The 20,848-nt window shown below is 70.5% G+C and carries 24 protein-coding genes; 10 read left to right on the plus strand and 14 right to left on the minus strand.

Translation table 11 applies throughout. The annotated features are described in order from the left end of the window. Positions 1 to 5: 5 nt before the first annotated feature. Positions 6 to 368: a DUF1127 domain-containing protein gene (locus JOD31_RS14805; RefSeq protein WP_246482512.1), complete on the minus strand. Its 363-nt coding sequence runs from the start codon at positions 366 to 368 to the stop codon at positions 6 to 8. A gap of 206 nt (positions 369 to 574) precedes the next feature. Here JOD31_RS14805 and JOD31_RS14810 point away from each other — a divergent pair, with 206 nt between their 5' ends. Further along, on the plus strand, positions 575 to 1,468 hold the full coding sequence (locus JOD31_RS14810; RefSeq protein ID WP_204951188.1) for a LysR substrate-binding domain-containing protein: 894 nt from the start codon (positions 575 to 577) through the stop codon (positions 1,466 to 1,468). Between the two features lie 16 nt (positions 1,469 to 1,484). On the opposite strand, the gene chpT is transcribed toward JOD31_RS14810, so the two are convergent. Continuing rightward, positions 1,485 to 2,165 (minus strand): histidine phosphotransferase ChpT, encoded by a 681-nt coding sequence (gene chpT / locus JOD31_RS14815; RefSeq protein ID WP_204951189.1) that lies wholly within the window; start codon positions 2,163 to 2,165, stop codon positions 1,485 to 1,487. Between the two features lie 135 nt (positions 2,166 to 2,300). Here chpT and cysQ point away from each other — a divergent pair, with 135 nt between their 5' ends. Next, positions 2,301 to 3,098: a 3'(2'),5'-bisphosphate nucleotidase CysQ gene (gene cysQ, locus JOD31_RS14820; protein ID WP_204951190.1), complete on the plus strand. Its 798-nt coding sequence runs from the start codon at positions 2,301 to 2,303 to the stop codon at positions 3,096 to 3,098. A 19-nt stretch (positions 3,099 to 3,117) separates the two neighbouring features. Here cysQ and JOD31_RS14825 read toward each other — a convergent pair whose 3' ends face one another. Beyond that, positions 3,118 to 3,591: a YHS domain-containing (seleno)protein gene (locus JOD31_RS14825; protein WP_204951191.1), complete on the minus strand. Its 474-nt coding sequence runs from the start codon at positions 3,589 to 3,591 to the stop codon at positions 3,118 to 3,120. Between the two features lie 165 nt (positions 3,592 to 3,756). Between JOD31_RS14825 and JOD31_RS14830 the strand changes: the two genes are divergently transcribed. Beyond that, on the plus strand, positions 3,757 to 4,377 hold the full coding sequence (locus tag JOD31_RS14830) for a DUF1134 domain-containing protein (protein WP_204951192.1): 621 nt from the start codon (positions 3,757 to 3,759) through the stop codon (positions 4,375 to 4,377). A 182-nt stretch (positions 4,378 to 4,559) separates the two neighbouring features. Continuing rightward, positions 4,560 to 5,495, plus strand: a complete 936-nt coding sequence (locus JOD31_RS14835; protein ID WP_204951193.1) for a coiled-coil domain-containing protein — start codon at positions 4,560 to 4,562, stop codon at positions 5,493 to 5,495. A gap of 4 nt (positions 5,496 to 5,499) precedes the next feature. Here the strand turns inward: JOD31_RS14835 and JOD31_RS14840 are convergent, their stop codons facing one another. The 6 genes from JOD31_RS14840 to glmM all read right to left on the minus strand — a co-directional run bounded on the left by JOD31_RS14840 (position 5,500) and on the right by glmM (position 12,724). After that, positions 5,500 to 6,051: a histidine phosphatase family protein gene (locus JOD31_RS14840; protein ID WP_204951194.1), complete on the minus strand. Its 552-nt coding sequence runs from the start codon at positions 6,049 to 6,051 to the stop codon at positions 5,500 to 5,502. Between the two features lie 259 nt (positions 6,052 to 6,310). Beyond that, entirely contained in the window at positions 6,311 to 7,897 is a 1,587-nt protein-coding gene (gene serA, locus JOD31_RS14845) for a phosphoglycerate dehydrogenase (protein WP_204951195.1), read from the minus strand. 47 nt (positions 7,898 to 7,944) lie between these two features. Next, the gene (locus JOD31_RS14850; RefSeq protein ID WP_204951196.1) at positions 7,945 to 8,688 is read right to left on the minus strand and encodes an enhanced serine sensitivity protein SseB C-terminal domain-containing protein; all 744 of its coding nucleotides are present in this window, start codon (positions 8,686 to 8,688) and stop codon (positions 7,945 to 7,947) included. A 238-nt stretch (positions 8,689 to 8,926) separates the two neighbouring features. After that, the gene (locus tag JOD31_RS14855; protein ID WP_204951197.1) at positions 8,927 to 10,099 is read right to left on the minus strand and encodes a phosphoserine transaminase; all 1,173 of its coding nucleotides are present in this window, start codon (positions 10,097 to 10,099) and stop codon (positions 8,927 to 8,929) included. A gap of 185 nt (positions 10,100 to 10,284) precedes the next feature. Then, entirely contained in the window at positions 10,285 to 11,061 is a 777-nt protein-coding gene (locus JOD31_RS14860; RefSeq protein ID WP_204951198.1) for an outer membrane protein, read from the minus strand. A 316-nt stretch (positions 11,062 to 11,377) separates the two neighbouring features. Then, on the minus strand, positions 11,378 to 12,724 hold the full coding sequence (gene glmM, locus JOD31_RS14865; protein ID WP_204951199.1) for a phosphoglucosamine mutase: 1,347 nt from the start codon (positions 12,722 to 12,724) through the stop codon (positions 11,378 to 11,380). Between the two features lie 227 nt (positions 12,725 to 12,951). Between glmM and JOD31_RS14870 the strand changes: the two genes are divergently transcribed. Beyond that, positions 12,952 to 13,122, plus strand: a complete 171-nt coding sequence (locus tag JOD31_RS14870) for a hypothetical protein (protein ID WP_204951200.1) — start codon at positions 12,952 to 12,954, stop codon at positions 13,120 to 13,122. Positions 13,123 to 13,132: 10 nt separating this feature from the next. Here JOD31_RS14870 and JOD31_RS14875 read toward each other — a convergent pair whose 3' ends face one another. Both JOD31_RS14875 and hrcA read right to left on the minus strand, forming a co-directional pair. Then, complete coding sequence (locus JOD31_RS14875; protein ID WP_204951201.1) at positions 13,133 to 13,309, minus strand: hypothetical protein; 177 nt, start codon at positions 13,307 to 13,309, stop codon at positions 13,133 to 13,135. A 92-nt stretch (positions 13,310 to 13,401) separates the two neighbouring features. Further along, positions 13,402 to 14,493: a heat-inducible transcriptional repressor HrcA gene (hrcA, locus tag JOD31_RS14880; protein ID WP_204951202.1), complete on the minus strand. Its 1,092-nt coding sequence runs from the start codon at positions 14,491 to 14,493 to the stop codon at positions 13,402 to 13,404. 131 nt (positions 14,494 to 14,624) lie between these two features. On the opposite strand from hrcA, the gene rph reads away from it, so the two are divergent. The 3 genes from rph to hemW all read left to right on the plus strand — a co-directional run bounded on the left by rph (position 14,625) and on the right by hemW (position 17,295). Further along, on the plus strand, positions 14,625 to 15,344 hold the full coding sequence (gene rph, locus JOD31_RS14885) for a ribonuclease PH (protein WP_204951203.1): 720 nt from the start codon (positions 14,625 to 14,627) through the stop codon (positions 15,342 to 15,344). A 152-nt stretch (positions 15,345 to 15,496) separates the two neighbouring features. Further along, entirely contained in the window at positions 15,497 to 16,150 is a 654-nt protein-coding gene (locus JOD31_RS14890; RefSeq protein ID WP_204951204.1) for a non-canonical purine NTP pyrophosphatase, read from the plus strand. Then, positions 16,147 to 17,295, plus strand: a complete 1,149-nt coding sequence (hemW, locus tag JOD31_RS14895; RefSeq protein WP_204951205.1) for a radical SAM family heme chaperone HemW — start codon at positions 16,147 to 16,149, stop codon at positions 17,293 to 17,295. The genes JOD31_RS14890 and hemW overlap by 4 nt, the downstream gene beginning before the upstream one ends. 156 nt (positions 17,296 to 17,451) lie before the next feature. Here hemW and JOD31_RS14900 read toward each other — a convergent pair whose 3' ends face one another. The 3 genes from JOD31_RS14900 to JOD31_RS14910 are packed head-to-tail and all read right to left on the minus strand — an operon-like array spanning position 17,452 to position 19,371. Then, positions 17,452 to 17,856 carry a type II toxin-antitoxin system VapC family toxin gene (locus JOD31_RS14900; protein WP_204951206.1) on the minus strand — a complete coding sequence of 135 codons (405 nt, stop codon included), beginning with the start codon at positions 17,854 to 17,856 and terminating at the stop codon, positions 17,452 to 17,454. After that, on the minus strand, positions 17,853 to 18,086 hold the full coding sequence (locus JOD31_RS14905) for an antitoxin (RefSeq protein ID WP_204951207.1): 234 nt from the start codon (positions 18,084 to 18,086) through the stop codon (positions 17,853 to 17,855). Before JOD31_RS14905 ends, JOD31_RS14900 begins: the two co-directional genes overlap by 4 nt. A gap of 55 nt (positions 18,087 to 18,141) precedes the next feature. Then, positions 18,142 to 19,371, minus strand: coding sequence for a penicillin-binding protein activator (locus JOD31_RS14910; RefSeq protein ID WP_204951208.1), 1,230 nt, complete (start codon positions 19,369 to 19,371; stop codon positions 18,142 to 18,144). Between the two features lie 151 nt (positions 19,372 to 19,522). Between JOD31_RS14910 and rsmI the strand changes: the two genes are divergently transcribed. After that, positions 19,523 to 20,458, plus strand: a complete 936-nt coding sequence (gene rsmI, locus JOD31_RS14915; RefSeq protein ID WP_204951209.1) for a 16S rRNA (cytidine(1402)-2'-O)-methyltransferase — start codon at positions 19,523 to 19,525, stop codon at positions 20,456 to 20,458. Continuing rightward, positions 20,455 to 20,829 (plus strand): YraN family protein, encoded by a 375-nt coding sequence (locus JOD31_RS14920; protein WP_204951429.1) that lies wholly within the window; start codon positions 20,455 to 20,457, stop codon positions 20,827 to 20,829. Before rsmI ends, JOD31_RS14920 begins: the two co-directional genes overlap by 4 nt. Positions 20,830 to 20,848: the final 19 nt, after the last annotated feature.

Genomic DNA, 20,848 nt, shown 5'->3' on the forward strand with positions numbered 1-20,848 from the left:
TCGCCTCAGTCCGCGCAAGCCTCGCGCGGCAGGCCCTGCTGCGCCTGGACCGCCTCGCGCCGACGCGAGACCCGCCACCGCAGGTGCGCCTTCTCCGACGCCCGGCGTTCAACCGCCAGCACGGTGAGCCGAACGGTCGGATCCCGCCACAGCGGCTCGGACGCGGCCATGCCGACGTCCGCGCGGGTGAGGCCGATGTCGGCCAGCATCTTGTCGTCGAGGCCCGCGAGCTCGCCGAGCTTCCGATGGTTGTTCCACGCCACGGCCGCGGCGAAGGCGGTTCGCATGACCGCCTGGATCTTCACGAGGGCGACCTTCGCCGGGGCGATCCGGGCGGGCGTCAGGCTCTCGATGGACGGCAGGGACATGGCAACCTCCTCGCGCCGGGACGACGTCTCTCACCTTTTGAGGGGCGGTCCGCCGCTCGGATCATCCGAGATGCTTGAAAACCGCCGCCGGCCTCCCGGGGACGAGCGAACCTTGCCTGACCCGCATTGATCAGTGAAACGAATGTTCCTAATATAGGTCATCAGATCCCGTGATGGGCGGTAGAGGCCCAGACTGTGGAGCCGCCATGACCGCCCTTCTCGACGTCGACCAGTTGAAGACCTTCCTCGCCATCGTCGACACCGGCTCGTTCACGCGAGCGGCCGATGTGGTGCACAAGACCCAGTCCGCGGTCTCGATGCAGATGAAGCGGCTGGAGGAGAGGATCGGGCGGGCGATCTTTGCGCGCGACGGTCGCGGAAACCGGCTGACGGAAGACGGCGAGCGACTGCTGGATTACGCCCGCCGCATCGTCCACATCTCGCGCGAGGCGGTGTCCGCCTTCGCCGACGACGCGCTGACCGGCCGGGTGCGGCTCGGCGTGCCGGACGACTACGCCGAGCGCTACCTGCCCGAGATCCTCGCCCGGTTCTCGCGCTCCAATCCGCGCGTGGAGGTGTCGGTCGTCTGCGAACCGACGAGCCATCTCATCGGCTTCATCGCGCGCGACGATCTGGACCTCGCCATCATCACGCACGCCTCCCGCAAGCCGGTCGGCGAGATCATCCGGCAGGAGCCGCTGCTGTGGGTGACCTCGCAGCGCGCCTTGGTGCATGAGGAGCAGGTGCTTCCGCTCGCGCTCGGCACCGCCGCCTGCGAGTGGCGCGAGACCGCCATCGCCAAGCTGGAAGCGATGGGCCGGCAGCATCGAGTGCTCTATTCCAGCTGCAACTTCACCGCGGTCGGCTCCGCGGTGCTGGCGGGGCTCGCGATCTCGGTGCTGCCGGAATCTGCGCTTCGGCCGGGCATGCGGGTGCTCGGGCCGGCCGAGGGCTTCCCGTCGCTGCCCACCTGCAAGATCGCCCTGCTGCGCAACACCGGATCGCTGACCGAGACCGCGCAGGCGCTCGCCGACCACATCGTGGCGAGCCTCGACAACATGTCGGCGAACTACGAAGACCGCGCGATCGCCGCGGAGTGAACGCCCGCCGCCGGCGCTACGCCGAGACGTTCGTCGCCTTGGTGACGATGCGCTCGCCTTCGATCTCGGCTTCGATCGTCACCGCCATGTTCGCCGCCTTGGCGACGAGGCCGGCGTAGAACGGCTGGATGACGTGGGCGTCGACCCGGTCGTCCGGCGCGCGGCCCGCCAGCAGGTCGACCACGTTGCCCGGCACGCGGGCGGTCGGGCCGGTCGCGACGATGCGGAACGCGGTGGCGTCGCCCTCGCCTTCCGACGTCACGGCGATGACGCCGCCGCGCGGGATGGTGGTGGTCGCGACCAGCACTAGGTTCAGAAGCAGCTTCACCTTGTTCTTGAGGAGCAGTTGGCGCGGCGCCTCCCAGGTGAGCTTGGTCTTCTGGTCCTCGATGAAGCCGCGCGCGACCTGCTCGGCGTCGCCGAGGTCGAGCATGGCCGCCGCTGAGCCCGCCGCGCCGAAGGCGATGCGGCAGAACTGCAGGCGGGCGGAGGCCTGCGCCGCGCTCTTCTTGATGAGGTCGAAGGCGAAGCCGCGCATGCCCTCGTCCTTCTCGTCCTCGAGGATCTCGAGGCCGTTGACGATGGCGCCCACCGGGCTGATCACGTCGTGGCAGACCCGGCTCGCGATCAGCGCCGCGAGGTCGAGGGCGTCGAGCGTGATCACGCCCGAAGGCGGCGTCGCATCGGAGGTTGACATGGGGGCTCCTGCCGGCGCTTTGGGAGCGGCTTCCGGGCCGGCGACTCGTCGGCGCCGCCCGGCCGCGACGTCTGGCCTGATACACGCTGCCGTCTCCGCCCTCAAGCCGAAGCCTTCTGGAAGGACACAGAGCCCATGACCGACCTCGCGTCGCTCCACGCGCTCGGCGCCCTCTGCGTCGAGGCCGGCCGGGCGATCCTGGACGTCTACGACGCCGAGGCCATCGTGGTGCGCTCGAAGGACGACCGCAGCCCCGTGACCGACGCCGACGAGCGCGCGGAGGAGATCCTCCACGCCGGCCTCGCCAGGCTGTTTCCGGGCGTGACGGTCATCGCGGAAGAGGCGACCTCCCGCGACGGCGCGCCGGCGGCGGCGCCCGAGACCTTCCTGCTGGTCGACCCGCTCGACGGCACCCGCGAGTTCATCAACCGCAACGGTGAATTCACGGTTAACGTGGGGTTAATCCGGAACGGAACGCCGATCGCCGGCTGCGTGCATGCGCCGGCGCTCGGCGCGACCTGGATCGGCGCGGCGGGCCTCGGCGCCTGGAAGGCCGAAGCGGCGGTCCGCGAGGTCCCCGCCCCGGCCGCCTATCGGCCGATCGCGGTCCGGCCGCGCCCGGCCGCCGGCCTCTGCGCGGTCGCGAGCCGCAGCCATTCCGACGCCGAGACGGAGGCGTTCCTCGAAAAGCTCGGCGTCGTCGATCGCCGCTCGGCGGGGTCGTCGCTGAAGTTCTGTCTGGTCGCGGAGGCCGCGGCCGACGTCTACCCGCGCTTCGGTCCGACGATGGAGTGGGACACCGCGGCGGGCCACGCCGTGCTCGCCGCCGCCGGCGGCGCGGTGACGCGGCCGGACATGACGCCCTTCGGCTACGGCAAGGCGGACGCGGGCTTCAGGAACGGCGGCTTCGTCGCCTGGGGCGCGCGGGACTGACCGCGGGCGGACGCGCCGCTTACGGCGTGAGGTCGCGCTCGACCGCGGGCCATTCGGCGACGGCCGGCGCGGGGTCGGCGAAGGAGTCGCGGGCGTCGGGCGAGCGGAACAGGTAGAGCCGGTCGCGGAGCACCGCGAAGACCTGCGGATGGCCCGCCGCCGCACGGCCGCGCGCGACCGCCAGAGGGTCGTAACCGCCGAACTGGGGCGCGTAGACCTCCGGGGCGCTGAGGAAGACCGCGCGGTTCGCGGCGCTGGCGAACCGCCAGGCGGCCCCGCCCCATTCCGCCTCGAACACCCGCTTGCCCAGCACCGGGCGTCCTTCGGTGAAGTAGGCCACGGGATCGTAGCCGAACAGCGCGATGCCGCTGGCGGGATCGGCCACCACGCGCTCGTTGAGGCCCGGCGTCGCGGCCGCCGGCGCGGCGCAGGCCAGCCCGGCGCAGAGCGCGCCGAAGGCCAGAACGCCGGTCAGGGTCGTCTCGAACGCCACGGGCTGAGCGTCTCCTCGCAGGTTCGCCGGAATGGGAACCGTCCGCAGCATCGGTCTTAAAACGGCTCTGTTCACCTTTGAGTAAAGCCGATCGATCAAATTCTACGAATCAGCGCGAATCCGTCTCTCCGGACGCCGCGCGCTTACGTGAAAAGGACGTACGCGATGACGTGGAAGACCCTCGTCGCGGCCGCGACCCTCCTCGCAGGCTTCGCCGCCGCGACCACCGACGCCTCCGCCCAATACGCCGGCCCGCGCGTCGAGAACGCGGCCTACTCCGACCGCCAGTACGGCGGCGCGAGCGACACCTTCTCCGCTTCCGAGATCGTGGAGAAGGGCCACGGCTTCTTCGGCTCGATGTCGCGCGGCCTCGCCGGCATCGTCGAGAAGGCCACCAGCCAGTGGGGCGAGCCCAACGGCTACATCCTCGGCGAGGAGGCGGCCGGCGCCTTCGTCGGCGGCCTGCGCTACGGCGAAGGCAAGCTCTTCACCCGCGGCGAAGGCGAGCAGCACGTCTACTGGCAGGGCCCTTCGCTCGGCTTCGACTTCGGCGGCGACGGCGCCCGGACGATGATCCTCGTCTACAATCTGCGCTCTCCCAACGCGATCTTCAGCCGCTTCGCCGGCATCAACGGCTCGGCCTACCTCGTCGGCGGCCTCGGCATGACGGCGCTGAAGGACTACGACACGGTCCTGGTGCCGATCCGCACCGGCCTCGGCGCGCGCCTCGGCGTCAACGTCGGCTACCTCAAGTTCACGCCGACCTCGACCTGGAACCCGTTCTGACGCCGACCGCGGCGCGCCGAACCCACGGGCGGCGGCCGGTCTCCGGCCGCCGTTCGGCTTTATGTCGCGCCGCCCCTGTGCCATCCTGAGACCCGCGAGGATCGCGGGCGCGCCCGCCGTCCGCACCCGCGAAGCACGACGCCCAAAGGGCTGAGCGCTTTGGCCCGCCGAGTACGCCGCCGATGGTCGAGCCCCTTCTCTATGCTTCGCTCGGAGCCTGCGTCGCGGGCCTCATCGGGCTGTTGCTGCTCCCCGCCATCTGGGCGCGCGCGGTCCGTCTGACGACGCGCCGGCTGGTGGGGCGGCTTCCCGTTTCGCTCGACGAGATCGTCGCCGCGCAGGACCGCCTGCGCGCGGAACATGCGATCGGCGTCCGCGCCATGGAGCGCCGCGCCGAAGCCGCGGCCGACGAGGCCGCCCGCGAACGCATCGCCGCCGGCCGGGCCCGCTCGCACGAGATGGGCCTGAAACTCGAGATCGCGAAGCTGAGGGAGAGCGTCGCCGCGCTCGAGGCCCATGGCGCGACGGTGCGCGGCGATCTCGACCGCACCGGCGCGGAGGCTGCGGAGATTTCGAAGGCGCTCGACGCCGAACGCGCGGCCGCGATCGCGGCGCGGCGCGAGTCCGACGAGGCGCGCAAGGCGCTGTCCGAGCTGGAGCTCGCGCGCGACGCGATGCGCGTGGAGCTTGCGGCGACCGAGGCCGAACTCGCGTCGGCGCTCGCGCAACAGGCGGCCTCGGAACGCGAGATCGCCCGGCTGCGCGGCGCCGTGCAGGCCGGCGAAGCGGCGGCCTCCGGCGTGGCGGCCACGATCGAGGTCGAGCGGTCGCGCGCCGGCGAGGCCGAGGCCGCGCGGCTCGCCGCCGAGCGTCGGCTGGCCACGGAAATCGAGAGCTTCGTCGCGTTTCGCGCCGACGCCGCGCGCCCCGCCGGCGCTCCGGCGGACGCAGGCCTCGCCGCGCTCCGCGCGCGTCTGGACGAGCTGGCCGACGAGATCGTCCGGGCAAGCGGCGCGCCCCGCCCGCCGGAGCCCCCGCGCTCCCGGACGCCGCTACAGCAGGCGGCCGAGCGGGTCCGCCTCGGCTCGCTGGTCGGCGGCGAGATCGGCGCGCAGTAGGTCTCTACGGCGCGATCCGGCCGACGACCTGGATCGCGTCGCCCTCCACGGTCACGACCACGATTTCGCCGGAGGCGGGAAACACGCCTGTGGCGGCGGTGACGTTGACCTGGTGCGTGACCAGCACGGCTGCGGAGCCGGAGCGGACCGCGTCCCGAACCGCCGCTTTGGACGCCTCGAGTCCGCCCGCGCGATCCCCGTCTCCGAAGAATGAGTTCAGCCGCGGGTCCTCCGTCACGGACCCGAGCTTCATCTCCTCCGCCGTGTCGCGCGCCCGACACCACTGGCTGGTGCGCACTTCGGCGACGGCGACGCCGTGCGCCCGGAACCGCTCGCCAATGGCGCGCGCTTCGGCGCGGCCGGCGTCGTTGAGATTGCGCTGCGTGGAACAGTCGCCGAGCTTGAAAGTCGCGGGGTCGCCCACGCCCGGCGCGGTCGCGTGCCGCATCAGGGCGACATGCCCGCCGCCCCTGAGGGCGGCCCAGGCCGCCTGCTCGTCGGCTGCGGCCGCTGTCGCGGTGAGAGCGAAGACGATGGCGAGCGCTGTGCGGATCATCGCTGGATGATGGAGCTCGAGAGGCTCCGCGTCAGGCCACCGACGATCACGAGCGCGTGGGCGGCGGGAGAAGACGCCCACGCGGCTTCGCGTGAGGTGAACGCCCCGCCTGGCGCTCCACGTCGCCCCGGCCGGAGCGCCGGGGCCTATAGCCCGCCGTCAGGGATCGTTCTGGAACGGCGGGGTGATGGGTTCCGGGACAAGCCCGGAACGACGGCGTGGCTCCCTGCGTCACCCAAAGCCGGGAGCGTCCTGCGCTTCAGAACCGCAGCGCGCGGGCCTGTTTGACGTGCTCGAGCGCCTGGACCTGGGCCACGACCGAGTCCGGAATGTCGCCGTCGATCTGCACGATGGCGATGGCGTCGCCGCCCTCGGCCGCGCGGCCGAGGTTGAAGGTGGCGATGTTGACGCCCGCGGCGCCCAGCGTCGCGCCGAGCGCGCCGACGTAGCCCGGCTTGTCCTCGTTGGTGACGTAGAGCATCGACGGGCCGAAGGCCGCCTCGATCTCGATGCCCTTGATGTCGATGATGCGCGGCTTGCCGTCGGCGAACACCGTGCCGGCCACGTGGCGGGTGACGTCGCCGGTGGTGACGGTCAGCCGGATCACGCTGTCGTAGGTCTCGGCGGCCTCGCGCAGAACCTCTTCGATCGCCACGCCGCGCTCGCGCGCGATCACCGGGGCCGAGACCATGTTGATGTCGGCGAGCTGCGGCTTCAGCAGGCCGGTGACGGCGGCGGAGGTCAGCGCGCGGGTGTTCATGCCCGCGACCAGGCCTTCGTACTCGATGCGGATCGCGGTGACGCCGGCCTCGGTGAGCTGGCCCGCGAAGGAGCCGAGCTTCTCGGCGAGCGCCACGAAGGGCCTCAAGCGGGGCGCCTCCTCCGCCGTGATCGAGGGCGAGTTCACTGCGTTCGAGACCGCCCCGCGCAGCAGGTACTCCGACATCTGCTCGGCGACCTGGAGGGCGACGTTCTCCTGCGCCTCCGTGGTGGCGGCGCCGAGATGCGGCGTGCAGACGACCGCCGGGTGGCCGAACAGCGGGTTCTCGGTCGCGGGCTCGGTGACGAACACGTCGAAGCCTGCGCCCGCCACATGGCCGGCGTCGAGCGCCTCGCGCAGCGCGGCCTCGTCGACGAGGCCGCCGCGGGCGCAGTTGATGATGCGCACGCCCTTCTTCATCCGGAACAGCGCCTGCCGGTCGATGACGTTGCGGGTCTTCTCGGTCAGCGGCGTGTGCAGGGTGATGAAGTCGGCGCGGGCGAACAGCTCGTCGAGCTCGACCTTCTCGACGCCGAGGTCCTGGGCGCGCTCCGGCGACAGGAACGGATCGAAGGCGATGACCCGCATCTTCAGGCCGATGGCGCGCTCGGCGACGATCGAGCCGATGTTGCCACAGCCGATGATCCCGAGCGTCTTGGAGGTGATCTCCACGCCCATGAAGCGGTTCTTCTCCCACTTGCCTCCTTGCGTGGAGGCGTCGGCGGCGGGGATCTCGCGGGCGACCGCGAACATCATCGCGATGGCGTGCTCGGCGGTGGTGATCGAGTTGCCGAAGGGCGTGTTCATCACGATCACGCCCTTCGCCGTCGCCGCCGGCAGATCGACGTTGTCGACGCCGATGCCGGCTCGGCCGATCACCTTGAGGCGGCTCGCGTTGGCGAGGATCTTCGGCGTCACCTTGGTGGCCGAGCGGATCGCGAGGCCGTCGTAGTCGCCGATGACGGCGGCGAGCCTGTCCTTGTCCTTGCCGAGGTCGGGCTGGAAGTCGACCTCGACGCCGCGGTCCTTGAAGATCTGGATCGCGGCGGGGGAGAGCTTGTCAGAGATGAGGACGCGGGGCGCCATGGGAGGCTTTCTCTCGTGTTCGCCGGCGCCTGATCTCGTCAGCCGGCTCAGGTTTTCCGATAGAACGGCTGGACGTCGCGCGTGAAGTAGTCGTCCAGGGGCGATCCGGGGATGGAGACGAAGTCGATCTCGTCGGTCGGCTTGGCGGCCTCGGACAGCACGTCCTCGACCTGGTCGAGGGCTTCGTCGAGGTCGCCGTCGACCACGAGGCCGACGACGAGGCGCCGCACGCCGCGCGCGTCGGGCGTGATCGCCTGCGCCACATGGGCGGCGCGGACGGTCGGCATGGTGGCGAACAGCGCCGCGAGCGGCGTCGTCAGATGGGTCGGCGTCGGGGACGGCTTGCCGACGAGGGTCGGGAGGTCGTCCTCCTCGTCCTCGTCTCCGAGCTCGCGCTCGAAGCCGTCGGCGGCGCGCACGAAATCGCCGTCGAGCATGGAGGCGACATCCTCCGCCATGAACTCGTGGCCGGCCTCCGAGCCCGGATTGAGGACGAAGTTCGCGTCCTCGATCTGCGAGACGATCTGCTTGAAGCTCTGCCGGACGATCATCAGCTGCTCGTCGGGGAACATCGCCTTCACCCGCGTGTCCGAGGTGAACACCGGCACAAAGCTGATGTCCTCATGGGTCACTTCGGGCACCGCGTAGCCGGCGCCCTTGCCCTCGTTCGGATCGATCAACGCGAAGGACAGCTCCGCGTCGAGGAACGACTTCAGGAAGGCGACGCGCTGCTCGGGCTCCTCGAGCGCGCGGAGAAGCGACTTTTCGAGGGCGTTTTCGGGCGTGAACATGGGCTGGGCTCCGGGTCTTGCAGGCGACGGGTCTTGCGGGCGGGCAGTCAGAAAAAGCGACGTCATCCCCGCCTTAACGGGCGTCCTTGACTGGAATGCGAAGGTCGGCCTGATCGGCCCGAAGTCATGATCACCCGAAGTCATGCCCGCCTGATGTGATGGACGCCCGGCCCGAAGGCCGACAGCCCGTCGCGGCGCGTGGCCGCGACGACGCCCTGTCAGGTCCCGAAGCCGAAGCTCAGGCCGCCTTGGCGAGCGCCGGGGACAGCTGCGCGTAGGCCCAGTCGAGCCAGGGCAGCAGCGCCTCGACGTCGGACGGCTCGACCGTCGCGCCGCACCAGATGCGCAGGCCGGGAGGCGCGTCGCGGTAGGCGCCGAAGTCGAAGGCCACGCCCTGCTTCTCCAGCAGCGCGACGAAATCCTTCGCGAAGGCGGCCTGCCTCTCGAGCGGCGCCGCGGCGAGCGCGGGATCGGCGAACACCAGGCAGACGCCGGTGTTGCTGCGGGTCGCGTCGTCCGCGGCCAGGACCTTGAGCCAGGGCGTGCGCGCGACGAAGTCGTAGACGGACTTGGCGCTGGCGTTGGAGCGCGCGATCAGGCCCTTGAGGCCGCCGACCGACTTCGCCCAGTTCAGCGCGTCGATGTAGTCCTCGACGCACAGCAGCGACGGCGTGTTGATGGTCTCGCCCTCGAACAGGCCCTCGTCGAGCTTGCCGTTCTTGGTCATGCGGAACAGCTTCGGCAGCGGCCAGGCCGGCGTGAAGCTCTCCAGGCGCTCGACCGCGCGCGGACCGAGGATGAGGATGCCGTGGGCCGCCTCGCCGCCCATGACCTTCTGCCAGGAGAAGGTCACGACATCGAGCTTGTCGTAGTCGAGCTCCATCGCGAAGGCGGCCGAGGTCGCGTCGCAGATGGTGAGGCCGGCGCGGTCGGCCGGGATCCAGTCGTGGTTCGGCACGCGGACGCCGGCGGTGGTGCCGTTGAAGGTGAAGACGACGTCGTTCTCGAAGTCGACGGCGGCGAGGTCCGGCAGCTTGCCGAACTCGGCGACGACCGCCTTGGTGTTCGGCAGGCGAAGCTGCTTCACCGCGTCGGTGACCCAGATCGCGCCGAAGCTTTCCCAGGCGAGCACTTCGACGCCGCGGGCGCCGAGCATCGACCACATCGCCATCTCGACGGCACCCGTGTCCGAGCCCGGAACGATCGCGATGCGGTGGGTGGCGGGAACCTCGAGGACCTCGCGGGTGAGGTCGATCGCTTCCTTCAGCTTGGCCTTGCCAGCCTTGGAGCGGTGCGAGCGCCCGAGCGCCGCGCCCTTGAGGGCGTCGAGCGACCAGCCGGGGCGCTTGGTGCAGGGTCCGGACGAGAAATTCGGATTCGCGGGGCGAACCGCGGGAACGGCAGTCGTCATGGTCCATCCTTCCAGATGGTCAGCCCCTCGTTGGGGAGGGGTGGCCCGGCGCGGGAGATACGTCCGGGGAGCCGACGTCGTCAAGCGAATTGCGCGGGATGAGAATTGGCGCGGACGAACGAAAGCGGCGGGACCCATGGATCCCGCCGCTCGAAGACTTGGCGCTGAAGGCGTGAGCCCAGGGCTCAGTCGAGCATGTAGCGCACGCCGAGGCGGACCTCGTTGGCCTGAAGGTTCTTGACCTTGACCCTGCCGCTTTCGCCGGCCGCGGTGTAGCTCTTCGACTTCACGTCGCCGAGGTTCACGTAGCGGTAGTTGGCGTCGATCACGACGTTGTCGGAGACCTGATACCCGACGCCCGCCATGAGCGCCCAGGCGAAGTTCCAGTCCGAGCCCGAGCCGGGGCCGTCAGCATAGCCCGTGTCGCCGGGGTTCTTCGAGCGGAAGCCGCTCATGTGGATGCGCGACGCGCCGATGCCGGCGCCGACGTAGGGCGTGAAGCCTTCCCAGGTGCCGAGGTCGAAGTAGGCGTTGGCGAGGAAGGTCAGAGCGGAGATCTTGCTCTTCTCGATCGACGAGGACGACGATCCGGCGCAGCTCGGGCAGCCGAGCCGGCCCTTGAAGTCGGCCTTGGTCTCGTAGTCGACGGTGACGTCGGTGCGGACCCAGTTGTTCCACTTGTAGCCCGCGCCGCCGCCGATGATGAAGGCGTCGTCGAGATCCTCATCCTTATACTTGGAGAGACCCGCACGCTTGAAGAAAGGGTTGTCGTAGGACGCGGAGGGGTCGCGGTAGAACTTGTACCCCACGTCGCCGCGGAGATACCAGCTGGAGCCGAACTCGATCGGCTCCGGGATGGGCTCCAGCAGCGGCGGTTCGGGAAGATCGGCCGCGAGACCCGCGACCGGGGCGAACGCGACTGCGAGCGCGCCCGCGAGCGCGTAGGTCATCAATTTGGCCATACCGCCAGTTCCTCAGAAGTGCAGCGCATCGCCGCCGGCGAGAGGCGCGTTCATGTCACGACTGCAAATTTGGCGTGTATTCGTTAAAAACCGCTTAACCTTAACTTTTAACCGTCGCGTCTTTACCTTTGGACGACGGACGCGAGGTGTTTAGGCAACACGGGCGCCCGCGGGGAGTGCGCGCCTCAAACCCATTGAGAACACTCGGACATTTCCGGCGCGCGCAACGGAGCGCGCCGAACGGCGCCTGCAAGGCCCTCTTCGGAGAAGCTCGACGCAGCGCAGCGGCTTTATCGGGAAGACTACGGAGGAGCGCTCAGGCCGCCGCGGCGCGGATCACGTCCGCGACATTCGCCACCACGTCGTTGACGAGGTCGCGGTCGTCGCCTTCCGCCATCACCCGGATCACGGGCTCGGTGCCCGAGGGGCGGATGACGAGCCGCCCTTCCCGGCCGAGGCGCTCGGTCGCCTTCGCGATCGCGGCGCGGACCGCGTCGTCGTCCAACGGACGGCCGCCGGCGTAGCGCACGTTCTTCATCACCTGCGGCAGCGGCTCGAAACGGTGGCAGATCTCGGAGACCGGCTTGCCGGCCCTCTGGACCACCGACAGCAGCTGCAACGCCGCCACCAGGCCGTCGCCGGTCGTGGCGTAGTCCGACAGCACGATGTGGCCGGAGGGCTCGCCGCCGAGGTTGTAGCCCTGCGCGCGCATGCGCTCGACCACGTAGCGATCGCCCACCGGAGTCCGCTCCAGCGTCAGCCCGATCGACGTGAGATAGCGCTCGAAGCCGAGGTTGGACATCACGGTCGAGACCAGTCCGGGCGCGGAGAGGCGGCCGTCTTCCGACCAGGAGGCCGCGACCACGGCCATCAGCTGGTCGCCGTCGACCACGTGGCCCTTCTCGTCGATGATGATGACCCGGTCGGCGTCGCCGTCGAGCGCGATGCCGATGTCGGCGCGGGTCTCGCGCACCTTTTCGATCAGCGCGTTCGGCGCGGTGGAGCCGACGTCCTTGTTGATGTTCACGCCGTTCGGCTCGACGCCGAGCGTGATCACCTCGGCGCCCAGCTCCCACAGCGCTTCGGGCGCCACCTTGTAGGCGGCGCCGTTGGCGCAATCGACCACCACCCGCAGCCCCTCGAACGACACGGCGCGGTTGAGCGTGCGCTTGGCGAACTCGATGTAGCGCGCCTGCGCGCCCTCGATGCGCTTGGCCCGGCCGAGCGCGGGGCTGTCCGCGAGCTTCGGGCCAAGATCGGCGTCGAGCAGCGCCTCGATCTCCAGCTCGACCTCGTCGGACAGCTTGTAGCCGTCCGGGGCGAACAGCTTGATGCCGTTGTCGTCGTAGGGGTTGTGCGAGGCGGAGATCATCACGCCGAGGTCGGCGCGCATGGAGCGGGTCAGCAGCGCGACCGCGGGCGTCGGCATCGGCCCAAGCAGCAGCACGTCCATGCCGACGGAGGTGAAGCCCGCCTGGAGCGCGCTTTCGATCATGTAGCCCGAGAGGCGGGTGTCCTTGCCGATCACGACCCGGTGGCGATGGTCGCCGCGGCGGAACGCGATGCCGGCGGCCATGCCGACCTTCATCGCGAAGTCCGGCGTGATCGGAAACTTGTTCGCGCGACCGCGGATGCCGTCGGTGCCGAAATACTTGCGCGTCATCGGGCGCTCCTCGAATCCCGCGCGGCCGATCGCCGGCTCACCGCGTCCCCGTCAGTCTTAGCGCAGCATCATGCCGCAGCGACGTTCAAAAAAGGTGAGCGATCATTGCGGTCGCGGATCGCGCCTGCGCCCTTCGGCCAAACGGCGCCTCACACGCGAAGGTTTGATGGCGCGAGCGCGCTCGCCGGCGGCATAATCGCCAGCGTTCCTTCATGAGGATGAGCGAGATGGAGCTTGATCCCGACGATCTCCGCGACCCCGTAGGACGGGCTTTCGAGCAGATGGCCTCGCTGATCGCGATCTTCCTCATCGCCGTCGGGATCGACCTCGCCGTGCAGGTCGCAGCCCATGCGGTGGAATGGGCGACCTACGAAAACCAGGACGGCCTGGCGCGCTGACGCCGAACGCTCAGCTCAGCAGGAACCACAGCGCCAGCGCCGGCGCGGCCAGAGTGGCCGCGACGCCGATCAGAAGAGCGGCGAAAGCCGCGACCGAGCGGATCTCGCCCAGCACGGTGCGTTCGCGCCGCGCCGCCGCAGCGCGGTCGTAAGCGACGCGCGCGTGGAGTTCCACAACGTTGTTCATGCGCCTGCCATTCCCATGAGCAGGCGCAATCATGCGCCAGAGCGCGGCGCCGCGATACCTCCTGATGAAGAGTTTGTTAAAATGCGGCCGGCTCACCCCTGCCGCAGGAGGCTGCCGACCACCTTGGCGGTGTAGTCCACCATCGGCACGATGCGAGCGTAGTTCAGCCGGGTCGGACCGATGACGCCGAGAACGCCGACGATCTTCTGGTCGCCGTCGCGGAACGGCGCCGCGATCATCGAGGAGCCGGAGAGCGAGAACAGCTTGTTCTCCGAACCGATGAAGATGCGGACCCCGTCCGCGGTCTCCGCCCGCCCGAGCAGATCGATGACGTCCTTCTTGGACTCGAGGTCGTCGAGCAGAAGACGCACGCGATCGAGATCCTCAAGCGCCTTGAGGTCTTCCAGCAGGTTGGCCTGGCCGCGCACGATCAGCTGGCGCGGCTCGCCGGCGGACACGCCCGCCCAGTCCGCGAGCCCGGCGGCGACCACATCCGCGGTGATGGCGTCGAGTTCGCCCTTGGCGGCGCCGACCGCTTCCTCGACCGCCGCCCGGGCCTCGCCCAGCGTGCGTCCGCGCATCCGGGCGTTGAGGAAGTTGGAGGCCTCCACCAGCGCCGAGGGCGGCAGGCCCTTGGGCAGTTGCACGATGCGGTTCTCGACCCCGCCGTCCTCGCCGACGAGGACCACGAGCGCGCGGGTCGGCTCCAGCGGCACGAACTCGATGTGCTTGATCGCCGGATCCTGCTTGGTCGCCACCACGACGCCGGCGCCGCGCGACAGGCCCGACAGCAGGGCGGAGGCGTCGGTCAGCACGTCCTCGACCGAGCGCGAGGCGCTGAGCGCCCGCACCTGCCGCTCGATGGCGTGCCGGTCCTCGACGTTGAGGTCGCCGATCTCCAGCATCGCGTCGACGAAGAAGCGCAGGCCGAGTTCGGTCGGCAGGCGGCCGGCGCTGGTGTGCGGCGCATAGATCAGGCCGAGCGTCTCCAGGTCCGCCATGACGTTGCGGACGGAAGCCGGCGACAGCGAGACCGAGAGCAACCGGGAGATATTGCGGGAGCCGAGCGGCTCTCCCGTCGACAGATAGCTGTCGACGATCCGGCGGAAGATCTCGCGCGAACGGGCGTCGAGCTGCGCGAGCCCGGCGGCGGCTTCGGGGAGAATGGGACGGTCGATCGACATGGTCTTAAAACCTCGCGTCCCCAACATTCGCTTTCGCGAGCCGCCGATCAAGCGCGCCGGCTTGCGGGCGGACGCGCGCAGGGGCAGAAAGACGCCGATTTCTCAACTCCCCGTGCGAAAGCGAAGCCTCCATGTCCGTCCGTCCCTCCAAGCGCGCCCCCGACGCGATGCGCGCCGTCTCGATCGAGCGGGGCGTCGCGCGCTACGCGGAAGGCTCCTGCCTCGTGAAGTTCGGCGAGACCCATGTGCTGTGCTGCGCCTCGCTGGAGGAGAAGGCCCCCGGCTGGCTGCGCGGCCAGGGCAAGGGCTGGGTGACGGCCGAATACGCCATGCTGCCGCGCGCGACCCACGAGCGCACCCGCCGCGAGGTGACGAGCGGCAAACCCTCCGGCCGCACGCAGGAGATCCAGCGCCTGATCGGCCGGTCGCTTCGCGCCGTCGTCGACCTCAAGATGATCGGCGAGCGCCAGATCACGGTGGACTGCGACGTGCTGCAGGCCGACGGCGGCACCCGCACCGCCTCCATCACCGGCGCCTGGGTCGCGCTGCACGACTGCCTCGCCTGGATGAAGGCGCGCGACATGCTGAAGGGTCCGGCGCTGAAGGACCACGTCGCCGCGGTCTCCTGCGGGATCTACAAGGGCGCGCCGGTGCTCGACCTCGACTACGCCGAGGACAGCTCGGCGGAGACCGACGCCAACTTCGTGCTGACGGGCTCAGGCGGCATCGTCGAGATCCAGGGCACGGCCGAGGGGACGCCGTTTTCGGAAGAGGAGCTGCTGGAGCTGCTGCGCCTCGCCAAGGCCGGCTGCGCCTCGCTCGTCGACCTGCAGAAGCTGGCGGTGGCGTGACGCCCGAACCGGCCTTCACCTGCGTCGTAGCGCCCGCGTCATCCCGGCCGAAGCCAAAGGCGGCGAGCCGGGATCATGCGCCGAACAACGATGTCTGGAGGACGATCCCGGCTCTCGCTGCGCTCGGCCGGGATGACGTGTAAGGACTGACGATGACCGCCCTCCCCCCGCTCGGCCCAAAGCTGGTGATCGCCACCCACAACGTCGGCAAGCTCGCTGAATTCCGCGAGCTGCTGGCGCCGTTCCCGCTGGAGCTGACCTCGGCCGGCGAGCTCGGCCTGCCCGAGCCCGACGAGACCGGCACGACCTACGCCGAGAACGCCGCGATCAAGGCGGACGCGGCGGCGCAGGCCTCCGGCCTTCCCGCGCTCGCCGACGACAGCGGGCTGTCGGTCGCGGCGCTCTGGGGCGCGCCGGGGCTGTTCTCCGCGCGCTGGGCGGGACCCTCGAAGGACTTTTCCGCCGCCATGGCGCGGGTCGAGGCGGACCTTCAGGCCCGCGACGCCAAGGACCGCTCCGCCGCCTTCGTGGCGGCCCTCTGCCTGAGCTGGCCCACCGGCGAGCGGCTCGAGGTCGAGGGATCGGTTCCGGGCGAAATCGTCTGGCCCCCGCGGGGAAACCTCGGCTTCGGCTACGATCCGATCTTCCTGCCCGGTGGCCACGCCCGCACCTTCGGGGAGATGTCCTCGGACGACAAGCACGGCGTCGTGTGGGGCGCGGACGGACGCGCCACCGGCCTCTCCCACCGCGCCCGCGCCTTCGGCGCGCTGATGGCGTCGCTCTATCCCGCAGGTCCGCCGAAATGAGCGAGCCCGGCTTCGGCGTCTACGTGCACTGGCCGTTCTGCGCGGCGAAGTGCCCCTACTGCGACTTCAACAGCCACGTGCGCCACAAGGGCGTCGATCAGGGCCGCTACCTCGCCGCCTTCCGCCGCGAGATCGCGCACATGGCGGCGCTTGCGCCGGGACGGAAGGTGGCGTCCGTGTTCTTCGGCGGCGGGACGCCCTCGCTGATGACGCCGGAGACCGTCGGCGGCATTCTCGACGCCATCGGCGCGGCCTGGGAGGTCGAGCCGAACGCGGAGATCACGCTGGAGGCGAACCCGACCAGCGTCGAAGCCGAGCGCTTCCGCGGCTACCGCGCCGCGGGCGTGAACCGCGTTTCGCTCGGCGTGCAGGCGCTGAACGCCGCGGATCTCGCAAACCTCGGCCGGATGCACACGGTGGAGGAGGCGCTGGCCGCGGTCGAACTCGCCATGTCGATCTTCCCGCGCGCGTCGTTCGACCTGATCTACGCCCGCCCCGGCCAGTCGCCGGCCGCCTGGCGCAAGGAGCTCTCGCAGGCGATCGAGCGCGCGCCGGAGCACCTCTCGCTCTACCAGCTGACCATCGAGGAGGGCACGCCGTTCCACGCGCTCTACCGCGCCGGCAAGCTGAAGACGCCGGACGAGGAGACCTCGCGCGCGCTCTGGGACGTGACGCAGGAGACCACCGAGCGCGCCGGCATGCCGGCCTACGAGATCTCGAACCACGCCCGCCCCGGCGCGGAAAGCCGCCACAACCTGGTCTACTGGCGCTACGGCGAATATGCCGGCGTCGGGCCCGGCGCGCACGGCCGGCTGCTGGTCGACGACCTGCGCCGCGAGCTCTCGACCGAACGAAACCCCGAGCTCTGGGCCGCCGCGGTCGAGGCCGACGGCCATGGGCTCGTGATCGACGAGCCGCTGAGCGTCGAAGCCCAGGCCGACGAGTTCCTGCTGATGGGCCTCCGGCTCGCCGAGGGCATCGACCTCGCCCGCTTCCACCGCCTCTCCGGCCGCAGGCTCGACCCGCGCCGGATCGACGACCTCACCATGGATGGCATGGTCGAACGCGTCGGCCGCGACCGCCTCCGCGTCACCCGCGAGGGTTTTCCGGTGCTCGACGCGGTGGTGGCGGACCTGGCGGGGTAGTCCGCCGCGCGGCGGACTACCCGGACGCTCGTCGTCATTCCCCGGTTTATCCGGGGAATCCAGGCCGGCTCTTGGACCAGAGAGCCTCCGAAATGTCTGGATGCCCCGGATAAACCGGGGCATGACGCGCGAACTTTCAGACTTCGAAACAGGCTCTCAGCGCAGCCAGTTCTCCACGCGCAGATCCGGCACGCGCTCGAACTCCCGCACGTTGTCGGTCACCAGAACGCAGTCGAGAGCCAGCGCGTGGGCTGCGATGAAAAGGTCGTTGCCGCCGATCCGCCGACCGCGCCTCTCGAGGTCCGCCCGAATGGACGCGTAGACGCGGTCCGCTGGCGCCTCGAACGGCTCTACGGCGATCCTGTCAAGCAGGCCTTCGACGAGCGCGGCAAGCCTCACGCTTTGCGCCTTCGCGACCCCAAACCGGAGTTCTGCAGCCACGATGATGCTCGTGCAGACGAACTCCGCGCCGCCCCTCGCGTCGATCCTTTCCCTGACGCTTCCCTTGGGACGCCTCAGCAGGTCCGAGAGGATGTTCGTGTCGAGCAGATAGCGGGTCACAGAGCGAACGGCTCTGGCGGCGGGTCATCGATCTCGGGAAAGTCTTCGTCCAGCGGCTCTATGCCGTCGAGGAACTCGGACAGCCGGTTTCGATGCTTGGGCTCGATGACGACTGTGTTCCCGACCGACCGCAGAGTCACGACGTCGCCGAAGCGGTCCCAGTCCGCGGGGATGCGAACCGCGCGGCTGCGACCGTTCTTGAAAACCTTGGCGTCACGGACGTCCGACATCGGCGCACCTGTCATAGGCCAGCGGCCTATGACATAGGATCTCGCGCGGCGGCCGTCAATTCGCCTGGGCGGTCTGGCCGTCGAAGCTGCGGGGGGCGGGGCTGATGACCTTCGCGCCGCCGGGCTGCACCTGGTAGACGGCGAGCGCGCGGTCGTTGCCGCCGTCGGCGCGGAAGCGGAAGGTGCCGTCGACGCCGGCGAAGCCCGAGGGATTCGCGAAGGTCTGTTCGGTCAGCGCGTCGGCCCCTTGCGTCTTCACCAAAGCCGCCACCAGCGAGGTCGCGTCGTAGGCGAGCGAGGCGGTGCGGGTCGGCTCCGAACCGAACTTCGCCTTGTAGCGCTGGGCGAAGGAGCGGAAGCCGGAGCTGTCCGGCGCGGCGTACCAGGCCCCGGCGAGGCTCGCGTCGCGTCCCATCTGCGGGTCGTCCCACAGCCCGGTGCCGAGCAGCTGCACGCGCTTCAGGTTGACGCCGTTGGCCGCCAGCAGGCCCACCACCGTCGGCACGCTGTCGGCCGTGTCCGGAATGAACAGCGCGTCGGCCTGGCCGAGCGCGTTCGCGACGCGGGCGATCGGCTCCGCCATCCTGGCCTTGTCGGTGGGGTAGCGCTCGAGCGCGACGACCCGGCCGCCGGCCTTCGCCACCGCTTGCTGGAAGGCGCCCTCCACCACCGTGCCGTAGCCGTTTTCCGGCAGCAGCGCGGCGAAGGAGCGTTTGCCCTGGCTCACCGCGTAGCGAACGATGCGGTCGACGTCGGACTCGGGAAGGAAGCTCAGGAGATAGACGCCGCGCGAGGCGACGTTGGCGTCGGTCGAGAAGGCGACGACCGGCACGCCCTTCTGGCGCGCGGCCTGGCCTGCGCCCTGCACGGAATGGGCGAACAGCGGCCCGATCACCATGCGCGCGCCCTCGTCGGTCGCGCTGTTCACGGCCGCCTGCGCGCCCTGCGCCGTGCCGCCGTCGTCCTTCACCACCAGCTGGATGTCGGGGCTGTTGAACTCCGACAGCGCGAGCTCGGCGGCGTTCTTCATGGACTGCGCGGCCGCGCCGGCGTTTCCGCTGGCCGACAGCGGCAACACGAGCGCCACCTTGGTGGAGCCCTGCCCGATCGCCTGCCCCAGCGGCTGGGCCTCGACCTGCGGGGTCGGATTGCCGGGGAGCGGATTGAGCCGCTCGTCCGTCCCGCCGAGGTCGCTGCCGCCGCCGCAGGCGGCGAGCGCAAGCGTCGCGCTTCCGACGAGCAGCGCGCGCCACCCCTTCGCGAGGGACCTTCGATCGACCGTCATTGCGCCACCGTCTCTCGGCCGGACCCCCACGAACTCGTCCGACGCGCCGAATGCCCCGATGGTCCACGGCTCAAGGAGCGTCGCCCCACCGCTTCCCGCGGCCGCGCCCCACCGATAGACTTACCTTCTGAAGTAACCGACGAGCGTTCCCATGCCAAGGCCCGAGCCGACCGACCCCGACCTCACGGCCGGCCCCGACCACCCCACCCGCAGCTACCTCGTGGCCGGCGTGCGGCTGACCGCGCCGTCGCTGCCGCCGGGCCTTCACGTGGTCGCGACCCCAATCGGCACGCTCGCCGACATCACCCTGCGCGCGCTGGAGACGCTGGCCGCCGCCGACGCGGTGCTGTGCGAGGACACCCGCGTCACCGCCAAACTGATGAACCACTACGGCATCGCGACCCGGCTGACGCCCTACCACGACCACAACGCCGCCGAGATGCGCCCCAAGGTGCTGGCGCGGCTCGCCGAGGGCCAGAAGCTCGCGCTCGTCAGCGACGCCGGCACGCCGCTGGTCTCCGACCCCGGCTTCAAGCTGGTGCGCGACGCGGTCGCGGCCGGCGCGCACGTCACGCATCTGCCGGGCGCCTCCGCCGTGCTCACCGCGCTGGTGCTGGCGGGCCTGCCGACCGACCGCTTCTTCTTCGAAGGCTTCCTGCCGGCGAAGCAGCAGGGGCGGCGCGAGCGCATCGCCGAGATCGCCCGCGTGCCCGGCACCCTGGTGCTGTTCGAGACCGGTCCGAGGGTCGCCGAAGCGCTCGCGGACCTGGCCGACGGTCTTGGGGACCGGCCGGCGGCGCTTGCCCGCGAGCTCACCAAGCGCTTCGAGCAGGTGCGGCGCGGCACGCTTTCCGAACTCGCGGCCGCGCTGGGCGCGGAGGCGCCGCCGAAGGGCGAGATCGTGCTGGTGATCGGCCCGCCGGCCGAGGAGGCGCCGCCGAGTGAGGGCGACGTTGACGCGCTGCTCGGAGCGGCGCTCGCCCGCGCCTCGGTGAAGGACGCGGTCGCCGAGGTCGCGAGCGCGACCGGACTGAAGCGCCGCGAGGTCTACGCCCGGGCGCTCGAGCTGACCAAGGCCGGCGGCTGAGCCCGGCGCCCCCCGCCCCGAAGCGGCTCGCAGCGTTCCGGCTCGGGCTCGACGCCGAAACGCGCGCGGCCTGGCTGCTGCGGCTCACGGGCTGGCGCATCGTGAAACGACGTTACGCGCAAGGCGGCGGCGAGATCGACCTGATCGCCGTCCGCGGGCGCACGCTCGCCTTCGTCGAGGTGAAGGCCCGCGCGACGCTGGAGGCCGCGGCCGAGGCCGTGACGCCGCGCCAGCAGGCCCGCATCCGCCGCGGGGCTGAGGCCTTTCTTGCGCGCGAGCCGGCTTATGCGGGATATGTCATGACCTTCGACGTCGTCCTCGTCGCGCCCCGCCGCCTGCCGCGCCGTCTCCCGAACGCCTTCGGCCAGTAAAACACCCAAGCGGATCAGC

The sequence above is a fragment of the Methylopila capsulata genome (assembly GCF_016907975.1).
Lineage (GTDB): Bacteria > Pseudomonadota > Alphaproteobacteria > Rhizobiales > Methylopilaceae > Methylopila > Methylopila capsulata.